This window comes from Luteimonas sp. RIT-PG2_3 (assembly GCF_054902115.1).
Genome location: NZ_JBUBPF010000005.1, coordinates 291,339 through 306,348, shown reverse-complemented (window position 1 = coordinate 306,348; position 15,010 = coordinate 291,339). Strand labels below are relative to the sequence as shown.

General features: G+C 68.0%; 15 protein-coding genes and 1 tRNA gene. 2 read left to right on the top strand and 14 right to left on the bottom strand.

What is annotated here, in order from left to right:
* Nucleotides 1–182: 182 nt before the first annotated feature.
* Both ACYX7E_RS10535 and ACYX7E_RS10530 read right to left on the bottom strand, forming a co-directional pair.
* Complete coding sequence (locus tag ACYX7E_RS10535; RefSeq protein ID WP_462080529.1) at nt 183–980, bottom strand: NRDE family protein; 798 nt, start codon at nt 978–980, stop codon at nt 183–185.
* A gap of 111 nt (nt 981–1,091) precedes the next feature.
* Nucleotides 1,092–2,429 carry a PQQ-dependent sugar dehydrogenase gene (locus ACYX7E_RS10530; protein ID WP_462080528.1) on the bottom strand — a complete coding sequence of 446 codons (1,338 nt, stop codon included), beginning with the start codon at nt 2,427–2,429 and terminating at the stop codon, nt 1,092–1,094.
* A gap of 246 nt (nt 2,430–2,675) precedes the next feature.
* Here ACYX7E_RS10530 and ACYX7E_RS10525 point away from each other — a divergent pair, with 246 nt between their 5' ends.
* Complete coding sequence (locus ACYX7E_RS10525; RefSeq protein WP_462080527.1) at nt 2,676–3,035, top strand: RidA family protein; 360 nt, start codon at nt 2,676–2,678, stop codon at nt 3,033–3,035.
* 206 nt (nt 3,036–3,241) lie between these two features.
* Here the strand turns inward: ACYX7E_RS10525 and ACYX7E_RS10520 are convergent, their stop codons facing one another.
* Nucleotides 3,242–4,978, bottom strand: a complete 1,737-nt coding sequence (locus ACYX7E_RS10520) for an AMP-binding protein (protein ID WP_462080526.1) — start codon at nt 4,976–4,978, stop codon at nt 3,242–3,244.
* A gap of 309 nt (nt 4,979–5,287) precedes the next feature.
* Between ACYX7E_RS10520 and ACYX7E_RS10515 the strand changes: the two genes are divergently transcribed.
* On the top strand, nt 5,288–6,043 hold the full coding sequence (locus tag ACYX7E_RS10515; protein WP_462080525.1) for a 2OG-Fe(II) oxygenase: 756 nt from the start codon (nt 5,288–5,290) through the stop codon (nt 6,041–6,043).
* Nucleotides 6,044–6,071: 28 nt separating this feature from the next.
* Here the strand turns inward: ACYX7E_RS10515 and ACYX7E_RS10510 are convergent, their stop codons facing one another.
* The 11 genes from ACYX7E_RS10510 to ccmD all read right to left on the bottom strand — a co-directional run bounded on the left by ACYX7E_RS10510 (nt 6,072) and on the right by ccmD (nt 15,004).
* Nucleotides 6,072–7,313, bottom strand: a complete 1,242-nt coding sequence (locus tag ACYX7E_RS10510; protein ID WP_462080644.1) for a CynX/NimT family MFS transporter — start codon at nt 7,311–7,313, stop codon at nt 6,072–6,074.
* 163 nt (nt 7,314–7,476) lie between these two features.
* On the bottom strand, nt 7,477–7,905 hold the full coding sequence (locus ACYX7E_RS10505; protein WP_462080524.1) for an NUDIX domain-containing protein: 429 nt from the start codon (nt 7,903–7,905) through the stop codon (nt 7,477–7,479).
* Nucleotides 7,906–8,071: 166 nt separating this feature from the next.
* Nucleotides 8,072–8,157: transfer RNA gene (locus tag ACYX7E_RS10500), tRNA-Leu, on the bottom strand.
* A 59-nt stretch (nt 8,158–8,216) separates the two neighbouring features.
* A complete protein-coding gene (locus ACYX7E_RS10495) occupies nt 8,217–8,822 on the bottom strand; it encodes a cysteine dioxygenase family protein (protein ID WP_462080523.1) in 606 nt (201 codons plus the stop codon).
* An 82-nt stretch (nt 8,823–8,904) separates the two neighbouring features.
* Complete coding sequence (gene metX / locus ACYX7E_RS10490) at nt 8,905–10,020, bottom strand: homoserine O-acetyltransferase MetX (protein ID WP_462080522.1); 1,116 nt, start codon at nt 10,018–10,020, stop codon at nt 8,905–8,907.
* A gap of 233 nt (nt 10,021–10,253) precedes the next feature.
* Nucleotides 10,254–11,318: a tetratricopeptide repeat protein gene (locus ACYX7E_RS10485; protein WP_462080521.1), complete on the bottom strand. Its 1,065-nt coding sequence runs from the start codon at nt 11,316–11,318 to the stop codon at nt 10,254–10,256.
* Nucleotides 11,312–11,740: a cytochrome c-type biogenesis protein gene (locus ACYX7E_RS10480; RefSeq protein ID WP_462080643.1), complete on the bottom strand. Its 429-nt coding sequence runs from the start codon at nt 11,738–11,740 to the stop codon at nt 11,312–11,314. The genes ACYX7E_RS10485 and ACYX7E_RS10480 overlap by 7 nt, the downstream gene beginning before the upstream one ends.
* A 41-nt stretch (nt 11,741–11,781) precedes the next feature.
* Entirely contained in the window at nt 11,782–12,369 is a 588-nt protein-coding gene (locus tag ACYX7E_RS10475; RefSeq protein ID WP_462080520.1) for a DsbE family thiol:disulfide interchange protein, read from the bottom strand.
* Nucleotides 12,366–14,321: a heme lyase CcmF/NrfE family subunit gene (locus tag ACYX7E_RS10470; protein ID WP_462080519.1), complete on the bottom strand. Its 1,956-nt coding sequence runs from the start codon at nt 14,319–14,321 to the stop codon at nt 12,366–12,368. Before ACYX7E_RS10470 ends, ACYX7E_RS10475 begins: the two co-directional genes overlap by 4 nt.
* Nucleotides 14,322–14,807: a cytochrome c maturation protein CcmE gene (gene ccmE / locus ACYX7E_RS10465; protein ID WP_462080518.1), complete on the bottom strand. Its 486-nt coding sequence runs from the start codon at nt 14,805–14,807 to the stop codon at nt 14,322–14,324. It lies immediately after the preceding gene.
* Nucleotides 14,804–15,004, bottom strand: coding sequence for a heme exporter protein CcmD (gene ccmD, locus ACYX7E_RS10460; RefSeq protein WP_462080517.1), 201 nt, complete (start codon nt 15,002–15,004; stop codon nt 14,804–14,806). The genes ccmE and ccmD overlap by 4 nt, the downstream gene beginning before the upstream one ends.
* Between the last annotated feature and the right edge of the window lie 6 nt (nt 15,005–15,010).

The following is a 15,010-nucleotide window of genomic DNA, read 5'->3' as shown; positions in this document are numbered from 1 at the left end:
GAAGAACACAGATGGAATGCGTCAGCAGGACATCCACAACTTCGGCATTGGAAGGCTCAGCCAGCCGGAGAGATCCGACGGACTGGGCCTTCTTCATATACGCCCGCACGGATGTCGCAAACGCCGTGCGAGCGACCGTGTGGCTGGACGGCTGACGCAGAGGTTGCGGTGACGCCGGGCGGTTACTGCGCCGGTCGCAGCGTCAGCCATTGCCGGGAGTCGCCCAGGTGCAGCGCATCGGGACCATACCTGCGCTCGCCGAAGAAGATCCTGCGCGTGTCCGCCAGCACGATGGTGCTGCACCGCGTGCCGTAGTCGGTTCCCGACACGAAGGCGGGCGACAGCTTGCGTTCCAGCGCCAGCCCGACGCCGGTGTCGGGCAGCGCGTCGTCGGGGGCGATCGTGGTATCGGCGAGAGCGCGATACAGTGGTCCGATCCGGGATTCGATCGGCGGCGCGTCTTCAACTTGCGCCGTCTCCAGCCACTGCTGCAAGGCGCGGGTGGCATGCGTGCTCTTGGGCCAGGGCGCATCGAAGGCGCCGTTGGACATCGCATGGATACCGGGCGACACGGCCGCCACCGAGAACCGGGGATGGTTGCTGGCAAACAGCAGGGCCGTGCCATCCCACAACAGCAGGTTGAAGGCGCCATGGTCGTGGGCGGTATCGCGCAAACCTTCGGCGAAGCTGCGGGCGTCGAGGTCCGTGCGCATGAAGTCCCTGACCAGCCAGCCACGCGACAGCGGCGCGGGCGCTGCGTGCAGGCCGCTGCGGACATTGGTGACTGCCGCGAGACGGCCGGCGCGCGAGGCCATCAACCAGCTGCCGCCTTGTTGCAGGTCGCGTCCGCCGTAGACGTCCGCGGCATCGGGATCGAAGTCCGCGGCGGCGGTCGGGCGCGCATGGAACTCGTCGCGATTGGCGATCAGCGCCAGCGGATAATCCTCATGCACCTTCCAGGCGATTGCGATCAGGCACATGGCAGGGCGACGCGCGCGGAGGCGGCCTGGACACCGTCGGAATGGGCTGGCTGCATGGGCCGCAGCATAGCAAGCTCGCGCAGACGCTTGCCCGGCCCAAGCGGACGTGCGCTACTGCGCGGTGATCTTGCGCAGGCGGCCGGTGTAGTCGTCCTCGAGCACCCAGATCGCGCCATCGGGGCCCTGTTCGACCTCGCGGATGCGCGCGCCCATGGCGTAGCGCTTGTACTCGCGCGCGGTCGTCCCATTGAAGCGGATCTGCACCAGCGACTGCGACGACAGCCCGCCGATGAAGGCGTCGCCGCGATAGCCGGTGAACAGGTTGCCCGAATAGATGATCAGGCCTGCCGGCGAGATCACCGGATTCCAGAACGCTTTCGGTGCCTCGAACTCGGGCCGCGTGCTGTGGCGCGGGATCGGCGTGCCGTCGTAGTTGTCGCCGTTGGAGACGATCGGCCAGCCGTAGTTCTTGCCGCGCTCGATCAGGTTCAGCTCGTCGCCGCCCTTGGGGCCCATCTCGTGTTCCCACAGCCGGCCCTGCGCGTCGAACGCGATGCCCAGCGGATTGCGATGGCCCAGCGACCATATCTGCGCGGTCACGCCGCCCTGGCTGTAGAAGGGGTTGTCGCTGGGCACGCTGCCGTCGTCGTTGAGGCGCACGACCTTGCCGAGGTTGGACTGCATGTTCTGCGCCTGGTCCGAGTACTGGCGCTCGCCGGAGGTGATCCACAGCTTGCCGGCCGAATCGAACGCCAGTTTCTGGCTGAGGTGGGCCGTGCTCGACACCTTGGGATTCTGCCGCCAGATCACGCTGAAGTTGGACAGGCTGCCATTGCCGTTGGCATCGAGGGTGAGCTGCGCACGCGCCACGGCGGCGCCATTGCTGGACATGCTGCCTTCGGCATAGCTCAGGTAGATCAGGCGGTTGCTGGCGTACTGCGGGTGCAGGATCACGTCGCCCATACCGGCCTGGCCGCTGACGACCACCGCCGGCACGCCACTGATGGTGCCCGTCTGCCGCGTCGCCGGATTGAACAGGCGCAGGCGCCCCGGACGCTCGGTGATCAGCATGCGGCCATCGGGCAGGAAGGTCATCGCCCAGGGATTCTCGAAGCGGGCGAAGTCGGTGTAGACGAAGGTGTGGTCCTGCGGGGCGGTCGGGACCAGGCGTGCGGGCAGGACGCCGCCGGTAACCTGGGACCCCACCGCTGCAGGCTCGGCGCCCGCAGTGACGCGGGCCGGCGCCGCGTTGCCGGTCGGGTTGTTGGTGGCTTCTTCCTTGGCCTGGTCCTGGGCGCTGCCGCGCGCGGAGACCGTCATTGCGGCGCCGGAGGCGGCCGGCGCCGATGTCTGCGGCAGCAGCGGGCCCGCCACCACCACGTCATCGTCGCAGGCGGTCAGGGCAAGTACGGGGAGGGCGAGAGCAAGGGCGAGCAGGGCAGGACGCATGGCGATTCCCAGCAGACGTGACGTGGTTCACACAATGGTAGCCCCAGCCCGACCGGACGGCACGCCGCTGGTCGCCTTGAGCCTGCCGCCCGCAGCCGGCGTCCGATCCTGCGTCTGCGCGCGCGAACAATAGGCTGCATGCGATGGCGGGCGCGTGAAATCCTGTCGGGATTGCGTGGCCACCCTTGCCGTCGACGGCCGGGCACCCTACCGTGTCGGGCCCTTTCCCAACACAGACCTCCCAACATGGCGACCTCCACTGAGATCCGGCGCATCGACGCCGGCCCCCGCATGTCCGAAGCCAGCATCCACAACGGCGTGATCTATCTGGCGGGCCAGATTCCGGAAGACGCGACCGCGGACATCACCGGACAGACCGAGCAGGTCCTGGCCGAGATCGACGCATTGCTGGCCAAGGCCGGCAGCGACAAGAGCAGGATCCTGCGCGCGCAGATCTACCTCGCCGACGTCGCCGATTTTGCCGGCATGAATGCCGCGTGGGACGCCTGGGTCATCCCCGGCAATGCGCCCTCGCGCGCGACCGTCGAAGCGCGCCTGGCCAACCCGGCGTGGAAGGTCGAGATCGTCGTCACCGCCGTCGTCTGACGAAAGGCCCGATGTGCCGCGCCTGCCGGCGCGGCATTTGAGTTGGCAGTTTGCCGCCGCGCCTGCCGGCGCGGCATTCGACCTGGTCTTGTGCTGCCGCGCCTGCCATCGTGAACGGCGCATGCGCCAAACTAGTGCATGCTGCGGATCCGCCGCGTTCCACAACCGGCCGACGCGGGCGCGCAGGCATGCCTGTGCCCCGCACCTCAGTCGCCGGCCTGGTCCAACTGCCGGGTCATGTCCTCGCGCATCAGGTACTTCTGGATCTTGCCGGTGATCGTCATCGGGAAACTGTCGACGAAACGGACGTAGCGCGGAATCTTGTGGTGCGCGATGCGCCCCCTGCAGAACGCACGGATGTCGTCTTCACTGCAGTCGGCACCTTCGGTCAATCGCACCCAGGCGCAGACTTCCTCGCCGAACTTCGCATCCGGCACGCCGAAGACCTGCACGTCGGCGATCTGCGGATGCGTGTACAGGAATTCCTCGACCTCGCGCGGGTAAATGTTCTCGCCGCCGCGGATCAGCATGTCCTTGAGCCGGCCGACGATGCGGCAATAGCCCTGGTCGTCGATCGTGGCCAGGTCGCCGGTATGCATCCAGCCCTCGCCGTCGAGGGCCTCGGCGGTGCGTTGCGGATCGTTCCAGTAGCCCTGCATCACCGAGTAACCGCGTGTCAGCAGCTCGCCGGTGTCGCCGCGCCCGACGATGGCGCCGTCGCCATCGACGATGCGGACCTCGACATGCGGGTGGATGCGGCCGACCGAATCCACGCGCCGGTCCAGCGGATCGTTGGGCGTGGTCTGGAAGCTGACCGGGCTGGTCTCGGTCATGCCGTAGGCGATGGTGATGTCCTGCATGTGCATCGTCGCGACCACGCGCTTCATGACCTCGATCGGGCACGGCGAGCCGGCCATGATGCCGGTGCGCAGCGTCGACAGGTCGAAGCGGCCGAAATCGGGGTGGTCGAGCATCGCGATGAACATCGTCGGCACGCCGTGCAGGGCCGTGCAGCGTTCCTGTTGCACGGTTTGCAGCGTGACCAGCGGATCGAAGCCTTCGCCGGGAATGACCATGCAGGCGCCATGGGTCACGCAGGCCAGGTTGCCGAGCACCATGCCGAAGCAGTGGTAGAAAGGCACCGGGATGCACAGCCGGTCGTGCTGGTCCAGGCGCATGCGCTCGCCGATGAACCAGCCGTTGTTGACGATGTTGTGGTGGCTCAGCGTCGCGCCCTTGGGCGAGCCCGTGGTGCCCGACGTGAACTGGATGTTGATCGCATCGTGCGGCGACAGCGAGGACTGCAGGTGCGCCACGCGTGCATGCCAATGCGCATCGGCGCAGGACGCGACATCGTCGAAGCGCCAGCAGCCCGGCACGGGCGTGGTCTCGTGCCGCGCGTCGCCATCGTGCGGGCCATCGCCGAGGACCAGCACATGCCGCAACGCCGGGAGCCTGGCCGCCTGCAACCGGCCCGGCTGCGCGTCATCGAGCTCGGGCGCCAGTTCGCGCAACATGTCCAGGTACTGCGAGGTCTTGAAGCGTGGCGCCAACACCAGCGCCGCACAGTCGACCGAGGTCAGCGCGTGCGCGAGTTCATGCGTGCGGTAGGCGGGGTTGATGTTGACCAGTACCAGTCCGGCACGCGCGGTCGCGAACTGCATCAGCACCCATTCCGCGCGATTGAGCGACCAGATGCCGATGCGATCGCCCGGCTGCAGGCCAAGGGCAAGCAGGCCGGCGGCCAGCCGGCTCACGCGCTGGTCGAGTTGCTGCCAGTCCCAGCGCACCTGCTGCGGCGGCACCACCAGCGCGGGCTGCGATGGCCAACGGGCACTGATGCGCTGCAGCAGCACGCCGATCGTGTCGTCGAGGAGGGGTTGCGCGGTGTCGCCGACGACGTGGCTGAGGTGCGGGCTGGGGGAGGAGATGGCAGGGGACATGTGGCGTGATGATCGTGGCCGCGTGCGATCTACGCAGGTTAACGCGTCCACGCCGGGATGGATGTCGACGTGCTGCGACTTTGGGTGTAATCCGTTCATTGCCCACTGCGCGGGAGCGCAGGGCGGTGCCGTCCGAGCGGGTGACGTGGACGGGCGCTATGCTTGGGCATCGTGGCGCCTACCCGATGCCAAGTGCCGGCCTGCTCGTTGGCCGCCGTCGTTGCGGGGCGGACGCTGCGTCGGCCGGGCGAACGGCGCGTTGCAACGTTGTCCATCCCATCATCCATCCCGTCATCCTGGGTCGCGATCATGTCCGAAGCCGTGCCAGCCTTCCATTACGATCCTGCTGCCGGAACCGGGGCGCTGCTGGCGCCGCGGCAAGACGTCGATGCACTGGCCGCGACCTTCGCACAACGTCGCCGCGTGATCGTTCCCGACCTGCTGGAACGCGGCTTCGCCGATGCATTGCATGCCTGCCTGCGCGACTGGCGCGAATGGGCCCTGGTGACCCGCGTGGCCGGCGTGCATCGCAATTTCGATGCCGCACAGATGGACATGATCGATCCGGCCAAGCGCGCCGAACTGGATGCGCTGATCAGCGTCGAGGCCCGCGCCGGCTTCCAGTATCTGTACGAGCGTTATCCGCTGGCAGATCCCGATTACACCGGTGTGCCGTCGGACCCCCGTGCCTTGGCGATGCAGCACCTGCTGGGGGGCGACGCCTTCGTCGCGCTGACGCGTCGTGTGACGGGGTTCGCACGGATCCGTTTCGCCGACGGGCAGATGACCCGGTATCGCCGCGGCCATTACCTGACGCAGCATGACGATCATGCCGACGGCAAGCAGCGGCTCGCGGCCTATGTGCTCGGCCTGAGTCGCGACTGGTCTGCCGACCATGGCGGACAACTGCAGTTCATCGCGGCCGATGGAGGCGTGGACGAGGTCGTGATGCCACGCTTCAACACACTGGCGCTGTTCGAGGTGCCGGTCCCGCACCTGGTCACGTCAGTGGCGCCGTTCGTGCAGGCGTCACGGCTGTCGATCACCGGCTGGCTGCGCTACTGAGTCGGGCCAGTCGCGAGCTGGCGCCCGATCACCAGTGATCTTCCAGCATCCGTGGGCGGCAGGCCTGCCATGCGCCGAACACCATCACCACCACGCAGAGGGCCAGGAACGCGAACGGCAGGGCCCAGCCGTGGCTGGCATCGTGCAGCATGCCGAACAGCAGCGGGCCCAGGCAGCTCAGGCTGTAGCCGACGCCCTGCATGAAGCCCGACATCGCCGCCGAACCGCCATGCGTGCGCGTGCGCAGGTTGATCAGCGTCAGCGACAGCGGGAACGTGCTCGGGCCCAGCCCCAGCATCACCACCCACAGCACCGGCCATTGCATCGGCGCCAGCAGCAGGCCGGTGAACGCGACGGCGTAGGCGAGCGTGCAGCCGATCACCAGCGGGAAAGGATTGCGCACGCGCACCGCGATCGCCGGGATCGTCAATGCGCCCAGCAGGCCGAGCGCCGAGAACAGCGCGGTCATCGTGCCGCCGAAGGCCTGGCTGGCGCCGGACTCGGCCAGCAGCTTCGGCAGCCAGGTGAACATCGTGTAGGTGATCAGCGAGGTCATACCGAACATCAGGCTCATGCCCCAGGCCAGCGGCGAACGCCAGACCTTGCCGCGTGCCGGCGGCTGTACCAGCTCGGGGGCCTCGTCGCCGGGCTGCACGGCATGGTCGTGCAGGTTGGCGAGCACGTTGCCGCGCTGCCGCTCCTGCCACATCACCGCCAGCCACGACAGCGCCGCCGCGACCGCCACCAGCGACCAGACGCCCAGCGATACCCGCCAGCCGGCGGCCTGCGCCACCGGGACGGCCGCCAGCGCCGGCAGCATCGTGCCGATCTGCAGGATGGTGATGTACAGCGTGCTGACCGTGCCGACCTTGTCGGGGAAATAGCGCTTGACCAGCGGCGGCAGCACGACGTTGCCGATGCCCATGCCGGCCAGTGCGACCGCCGATCCGCCGAGCAGTCCCCACGTGCTGTCGGCGAACGAGCGCATCAGCAGGCCGCTCGCGGCCAGCGCCATCGACAGCAGCGCCGTGCGCTCGAGTCCGATGCGGTGCGCGATGCGCGGGGTCAGGACTCCAAACAACGCAAACGCGGCGGTCGGCACCATGCCGAACACGCCGGTCATCGTCGAACCGAAGCCGAAGGTGTCGCCCAGTGTGTCCAGCAATGGCGTCAGCGACGTCACGGCGGTGCGCAGGTTGAAGGCAGACAGCAGGATGCCGAGCAGGACCAGGATGCGGCCCGCCCAGGGCGAGGAGTGTGGGGTATTCATGACCCTGGCATTGTCGACGATCGGCTCGTCGAACGCGCGTGCCATCCGCGACAAAACCCGGCAATGCTGTGTTGCGCGTGCGGCGCATTCGGGTTGTGACCGCTTCAATCCATCCGATCCGGTCCCGGCGTAACAGCAGTCGCCAGATAGATGGATCGAAGGGTCAGGCCAGTTTCGGCAAGGCCTGCCAGGCGGCCAATGCCGCGTGCGCGCTCATCGTCAACGGTCCGGGCGCCTGGTCGGGCAGGCACCATCCCAGCGTCGCGTGCTTGTCGGGTTCGACGATGCGGGGTTCGCCGCTGAATTCCTCCGACAGGTAGACCGGAGCGAACCAGTGGCGTGCATGGACCGGGTCGATCTGGTCGGTCACGCACAGCAGCCGGATCTCGTGCAGCGCGATGCCGAGCTCCTCGTCGACTTCACGCCGTGCCGCATGCTCGGCCGTTTCCATCCAGTCGACCTTGCCACCCGGCAACCCCCAACTGCCGGCTTCGGGATCGCAGCGTCGCTGCATCAGCAGCACCTGTCCGTCGCGGACGATCAGGACACCGACGCCGAGGCGCGGATGCAGGGGGGACGCGGGCGCGGTCATGTCGAATCGGGATCCGGCGGACGGAATGCACATGATGGCGCAACGCGGCGACGGCATGCGCGGGGACGCGGCATCGTGCCGTCGATCCCTGTCCGTCAAACGAAAAACGGGCCCGCAGGCCCGTCATCGAGTAAATCTTGAAAGCGCTGTGACACCAACAATTTCCTGGTACCGGTGATAGGACTCGAACCTACACGACATCACTGCCGGGGGATTTTGAATCCCCTGCGTCTACCATTCCGCCACACCGGCGCGGCCGCGCAGTATACCCGAACAGATGGGCGCGCCGGAACGACCGGCCAGGGCCTGCTTCAGGCCGGCACGTCCACCGACAGCCGGGCGTCCGTGCGGACGTACCAGTCGTCGCCCTCGGGCTCGAACTTGCAGCAGTGCTCGATCGGTGCCTGGTAGACGTGCACCGAGATCGCGACCTGGTCGCGGCTGGTGTTGCCGATGGTGTGGTACTCGTGCGGCGGGATCAGGCTGCCGGCGCTGCCGGTCATGGCCTGCATGCCGTTGGCGGGACGGAAGCGGCAACGGTCGCCTTCGCTCGTCAGCAGTTCGTACTGGGTGATCTCCAGCTCGCCATGCCAGACGCCTTCGACGCACCACAGGCCGCAGTGGTCGTGCAGCGGCGTACCCTGGCCGGGGCCCCAGGTCATGGCGACGATGCTGTAACCGTGTTCGGCGCTGCGGTAGAGCTCGCGGCGGGCGTAGTGGCCTTCGATCGGCGCGTAGACGCAGTCGGGCAGATGGATGTCGGGGTCACGGATCAGCGTGCACAGCGTGGTCCGCAGCGCTGCGGTCACCGCGTGTTCGTCGCCGCTGGACACGGCAGCATCCACGGCCGCGATGAAGCGCGGGCTTCCTGGGAACGGCACGCCCGGCAGGGGTGCCGACGGGGAACGATCATCCATGCGGGCCATTCTAGCCATGGATGGATCCAAATGATGTTGCAGCGCAGAACCCGCCCGGGGACGGGCGCGGCGGCGGGCGCCGTCAGATCGTCGCCAGGAATCCGGCCACGGCAGGGCCGAAGCGGTCGAAGTCGACCAGGAACGCGTCATGGCCCTGCGGGGACGGCAGCGCCAGGAAATCGGCGTCGCAGCCGCCGGCACGCAGGCCATCGGCGATCTGCTGTTGTTGCTGCAGCGGGAACAGGATGTCGGTGTGCACGCCGATCGCGAGCGCCTTGGCGATCTGCAGGCGGGCCAGGCCGGTGTCGGTATCGGAAACGCAGCTTTCGCCGATGTCGAACCAGTCCATCGAGCGGCTCAGGTACAGATAGCTGTTGGGGTCGAAATTGCGCACGAAGCGGCGGGCATGGCCTTCGAGATAGCTTTCGACCTCGAATTCCAGGCCGAACGGATCCTCGTCGTCGCGACGGTCGGATTCCAGGCGCACGCGGCCGAAACGGCCGTCCCATTCCAGCGCCGAGCGATAGGTGATGACGCCGAGCTTGCGCGCCATGCGCATGCCGCTCTCGGGGTAATGCGCGTCGTCGTAGCCGCCGTTGTTCCAGTTGGGATCCAGTCGGATCGCTTCGCGCTGCAACGAGCGGATCGCGATCGAGAACGGCAACGCACGCGCTGCGCCGGAGATATTGATATGGCTGCGCGCGATGCCGGCGTGGCGCGCCAGCAGCGACAGTGCGGTCATGCCGCCCATCGAGTTGCCGATCACGCAGGCCAGTTGCGCGATGCCGAGCGCGCGCACGACATGCGCGGCGGCATCGGCGCCGTCTTCGACCGACAGGTCCGGGAAATCGAGGCGATACAGCGCGCCGGTCGCGGGATTGATCGAGGCCGGTCCGGTCGATCCCTTGCAGCTGCCCAGCGAGTTGACGCAGATGACGAACCAGCGGTCGGTATCGATCGGCTTGCCGGGGCCGAGCATGGCTTCCCACCAGCCGGGCTGCGGGTCGTGTTCGTTGCGGGCGGCATGCGCGTCCGGCGACAGGCCGGTGACGATCAGGATCGCATTGCCGCCGTCGGCATCCAGCGTGCCCCAGGTTTCATAGGCGACGCGCGCCTGCAGCAGGCTGCCGCCCCGCTTCATCCGGAAAGGCGAGGGCAGGTCGAACCAGCGGGTGCCGACGGGGATGAATTCGGTCATGGCGCGATGATAAAGCCGGAAGGATGCGGTAGGTGAGGCCAGTGTGGCGATGACGCGCGCGAACCGCCGCGCCTCAGAACCTGTTCAAAGTCTGTCACGAGCGCAGCCAGGTGACGCGTGGGGTGCATACCCGTGAAGAGCAGGCAGAAAGCGCGGTGTACGTGCAGGTACATGAGCCACCGAGCACGGCACGCGCGCCAGATGGCAAGCGCAGCAAGAGCGTGGACAGGTTCTCAGGGCTGCTTGCCGAGCACCAGTTCAATGCCTGCGCTGGTCGGCAGCTTGACGCGGACCGGCGCGGTGTCGATGTCGCCGTCCTGGCGCATGGCGTTGCCGCTGGCCGACAGCCGCGCGAACACTTCGACTTCGTCGAGGCTCGACAGCTTCTGCGTCGGCATCGGGCTGTTGCTGTCGTCCAGCGTGACCTGCAACGGCAGGTCCTGCAGGCTGTGCTTGACGGCAGCGACCGGCATGGGCGGGCCTCCCGGAATGCGCGCGATGACGAAGACCGTGGTGTCGCCGCGCAACCGCACGCGCGACGCGAAGTCCGGATCGAGGCTGACCTTGACGGCGATGGCATGCGCGGCGCCGGCGGTGTCCGGCGGGGTGGCGGCAGCCGGCGGCAACGGCGCGAGGCCGGCGGCGGCGCGCGCCTCGTCGATCTGCGGACGCAGGCTGGCGGCGGTCCGCGCATCGACCTGCGGCAGCAGGGATTCCCAGGTGCGGGCGGCTTCGGCGTCTTCGCCACGCTGGCGCTGCGCGATGCCCAGGAACCAGCGTGCGCGCTGGTTCTCGGGCTGGATCGCGATCGCCTTGCGCAGCATGCCGACGGATTCGTCGTCGAAACGGTTCTGCGGATCGGCCTGCGCGCGCGCCTGCGCGGTCTCGACGATCAGCACCGGCTCGTCGGGGGCCAGTTGCAGGGCGCGCGCATAGGCGTCGCGGGCCTGTTCGAACTCGCCCTGCGCGGCATGCGAGCGCGCCAGCAGCGCCCAGCCTTCGGGCTGGTTGGGTTCGCGTTCGAGGGCGGCCTTGAGTTCCTCGATCGCCGCCGACAGCGACTCGGGGCTGTCGGCCTGTCCGCCCTGCGCGGCGACGTCGACCGGTTTCGGCGCCGGCGCATCGATCGCGGCCGGGGTGCCGAGGATCTGGTACAGCGCGAACGCCAGCACCGGAATCGTGACGAGGATGCCGCCGTACAGCGCAGGCGAACCGCGTCGGACCGGCCAGGACACCCAGGCGGTCAGCGCCAGCGCAGCCACCAGCATCAGCGCAAAGAACACGTAGGTCATCACCATTCCTGGTCGGGATCGGGGGCGACCGGCGTACGCGAACGGCGGCGCACGATGTGCACCACGACCGCGCCACCGATCAGCAACAGCAAGGCCGGCCCCAGCCACAGCAGCCAGGTGGACGCGCCGAATGGCGGTTTGTACAGCACGAACTCGCCATAGCGCTGGACCAGGAACGCCTTGATCTCGCGATCGCTGCGGCCCTGGCGCATCAGCTCGAAGACTTCGCGGCGCAGGTCCTGCGCGATCTGCGCATTGGAATCGGCCAGCGACTGGTTCTGGCACATCACGCAACGCAGCTCGCTGACCAGCCCGTGGAAGCGCTGCTCTTCGGCGCGATCCTGGAACGCCAGCGGCGTCGGATCATGGCCTGCCTGCGCAAAGACCGGCGACGTCGACAGTGCGAAGACAGCCAGCGCGAACCACAGCGCCAGGTGGGCAAGCCGCCGGCTTCCGGCTGCCACGCGATTCACTTCGCCTCCCGTTCGATCCGCTCCAGTGCCGGCAACAGCTGCTCGGCAATGACCGCATCGGTCACCGGCCCCACGAACTTCCAGGCGATGGTGCCGTTGCCGTCCACGAGGAAGGTTTCGGGCGCACCGTAGATGCCCCAGTCGATCGCACTGCGGCCCTCGTAATCGGTCAGCACCAGCCAGTACGGATTGCCGAACTTGGCCAGCCAGCGCAGGGCATCCTCGCGCTCGTCCTTCCAGTTGTAGCCGATCACGCGCACGCGCTTGGTCCCGGCGAACCGCGCCAGCACCGGATGCTCGACCTGGCAGGCCGGGCACCAGCTGCCCCAGACGTTGAGCACGTAGGGCTGGCCGCGCAGGTCGGCGGCGCTGACCATGCGATCGGGCTCGTGCAGCACCGGCAGCGAGAACTCAGGGGCAGGCTTGCCGATCAGCGGCGATGGCAGCGATTCGCGGTCGGCGCGGTCGGACTGCAGCACGCCGTACAGCAGCAGGCCCAGCAGCGCGACGAACACCACGACGATGATCGCCGCGAGGGTCTTGCGGCGGTTGCCGGTCTCCGGCGACGGGGTGGGTGTGTTCATCGCGGCGCTCCCACCGGCTTGCGGAACCGGCGATCGGTGGCAGAGACGAAACCGCCGAGCGCCATCAGCAGGGCACCGGCCCAGATCCAGCGCACGAACGGCTTGATATGCAGGCGCACGGCCCAGGTTTCGGTGGCCGGCGCGGTCTGTCCCGGCACGCTGGCCGCACCCAGCGGTTCGCCGAGCGCAACGAAGACGTCGGCGGTAATGCCGGCCTTGATGCCTGCGTCGGTCATGACCTGCCCACCGCTGGCGTAGGCGCGCTTTTCAGGATGCAGCAGCACCAGTTCGCGACCGTCGCGGAAGACCTGCACGTGGCCGCGGTCGGCCAGGTAGTTGGGGCCTTGCACCTGTTCGACGCCATCGAAGCGGAAACTGTAGTGGCCGATGTCGACGGTCTGGCCGGTGGTCATCGGCACTTCGCGCAGGACATTCTGGGCTTCGACCAGCAGTGCGCCGACCAGGAACACCGCGACGCCGAGGTGGCCGATGACCATGCCGAGCATCTCGGGCGTGAAGCGTTTGCCGCTGCTCTGCAGCCGTGTCCAGACGAAGCGCAGCGTGCCGGCGGCCACCCAGACCGCGGCGCCGACGCCGGCGGCGGTCTTCAGCGGGCCCTGCGGGGCCAGGAAGTACGCGATCAGCGCGGCGATCGCCGCCAGCACCAGCCACGGCGCCAGCATCGCGATAGGCTTGGACGCCTGTTCGCTCTGCCAGCGCGTCAGCGGGCCGAACGGGATCAGCAGCACCAGCGGCGTCATCAGCACCAGGAACAGCAGGCCGAAGTAGGGCGGCCCGACCGAGATCTTGCCCAGGTCCAGCGCGTCGGCCAGCAACGGATACAGCGTGCCCAGCAGCACCATCGCGCAGGCCGAGGTCAGCAGCAGGTTGTTGAGCAGCAGCAGGGTCTCGCGCGACGACGCAGCGAACGGCTTGCCGTCTTCGAGCTTGGGCGCGCGCAGGATGTACAGCAGCAGCGAGCTGCCGATGACGATCGCCAGGAACGCCAGGATGAACAGCCCGCGCGACGGATCGGCGGCGAACGAATGCACGCTGGTCAGCACGCCCGAGCGCACCAGGAACGCGCCCAGCAGCGACAGCGAGAACGTCGCGATCGCCAGCAGCAGCGTCCAGCTGTTGAAGCTGCCGCGCTTCTCGGTGACGGCCTGCGAATGGATCAGCGCCGCGCCGGCGAGCCAGGGCATGAAGCTGGCGTTCTCGACCGGATCCCAGAACCACCAGCCGCCCCAGCCCAGTTCGTAGTACGCCCACCACGATCCCAGGAAGATGCCGATCGTCAGGAAGCCCCAGGCGACGTTGGTCCACGGCCGCGTCCAGCGCAGCCAGCGATTGTCGATGCGGCCATCGAGCAGGCCGGCGATCGCGAACGCGAAAGGCACCACGAAGCCGATGTAGCCGATGTACAGCATCGGCGGGTGGATGATCATGCCCGGATCCTGCAGCAGCGGATTCAGGTCATGGCCTTCGAGCGCGGCCGGCAGCAGGCGATCGAAGGGATTGGACGTGAACAGCATGAACGACAGGAAGCCGACCGCGACCAAGCCGATGACGCCGAGCACGCGTGAGCGGACGCTGGGCGGCAACTGCGTCGAGAACAGCGCCACCGCGCTGTTCCACAGGCTCAGCATCAGGGCCCACAGCAGCAGCGAGCCCTCGTGCGAGCCCCAGACGGCGGTGTAGCGGTAGACCAGCGGCAGCAGCGAGTTCGAGTTGCTGGCGACGTACTTGACCGAGAAGTCCTGGGTCACGAACGCAGTGGTCAGCGCGACATAGGCGGCCAACACCAGCAGCGTCTGCGCATGCGCGGCGGGCATCGCGACCCGCATCCAGCTGTCCTTGCCGCGTTGCGCACCCGCCAGCGGCAGCACGCCCTGCAACAGGGCGAACAGCAGGGCGAGGATCAGGGCGACCTGTCCGAGCTCGGGCAGCACTTACGGAGCGTCCTGGGTGGGAACGGCCGGGGTCGCGACGTTGTGCTTCTGGTGCGCCAGGCCCATCTTGTCGGCGACCTCCTTGGGCACGTAGGTCTCGTCGTGCTTGGCCAGCACTTCCTCGGCGACGAAGGTGCCGTCGCGCATGCGGCCGGTGGCGACCACCGCCTGCTTTTCGCGGAACAGGTCGGGCAGGATGCCCGAGAACACCACCGGCAGCTCGGCGTCGCCATCGGTGACGCGGAAATGCGCTTCCATCGAACCCGGCGGACGCTGGAACGAATCGGCCGAGACCATGCCGCCGAGGCGGAAGCGCGCTTCGCCCGACGACACCGCGCTACCGGCGGTGCCGCTGAGGATTTCGTTGGGCGTGTACAGGTAGGCGATGTTGCGCTGCAGGGCCATCGCGATCAGCACGGCGGCGATCGCGGCGGCCACGACCAGCGCGATCACGAACCACAGGCGGCGCCGGCGGGTGGGGTTCATCGTTTCAGCTCCGTGTCGCCGGCGCCGGAGGCGCTGGCGCTGGATTCATGGGATTGCACACGCGCGGCCTGGCGCGCTGCCAGTACGCGCACCGCGCGCAGCAGTTGCCGGGTCTGGATGCGTGGCACGACGAAGTCCCACAGCAGGACCGCGACGAACACCGCGTAGGCGGCGTAGACGTAGTTGGCATAGCTCATCGGAGT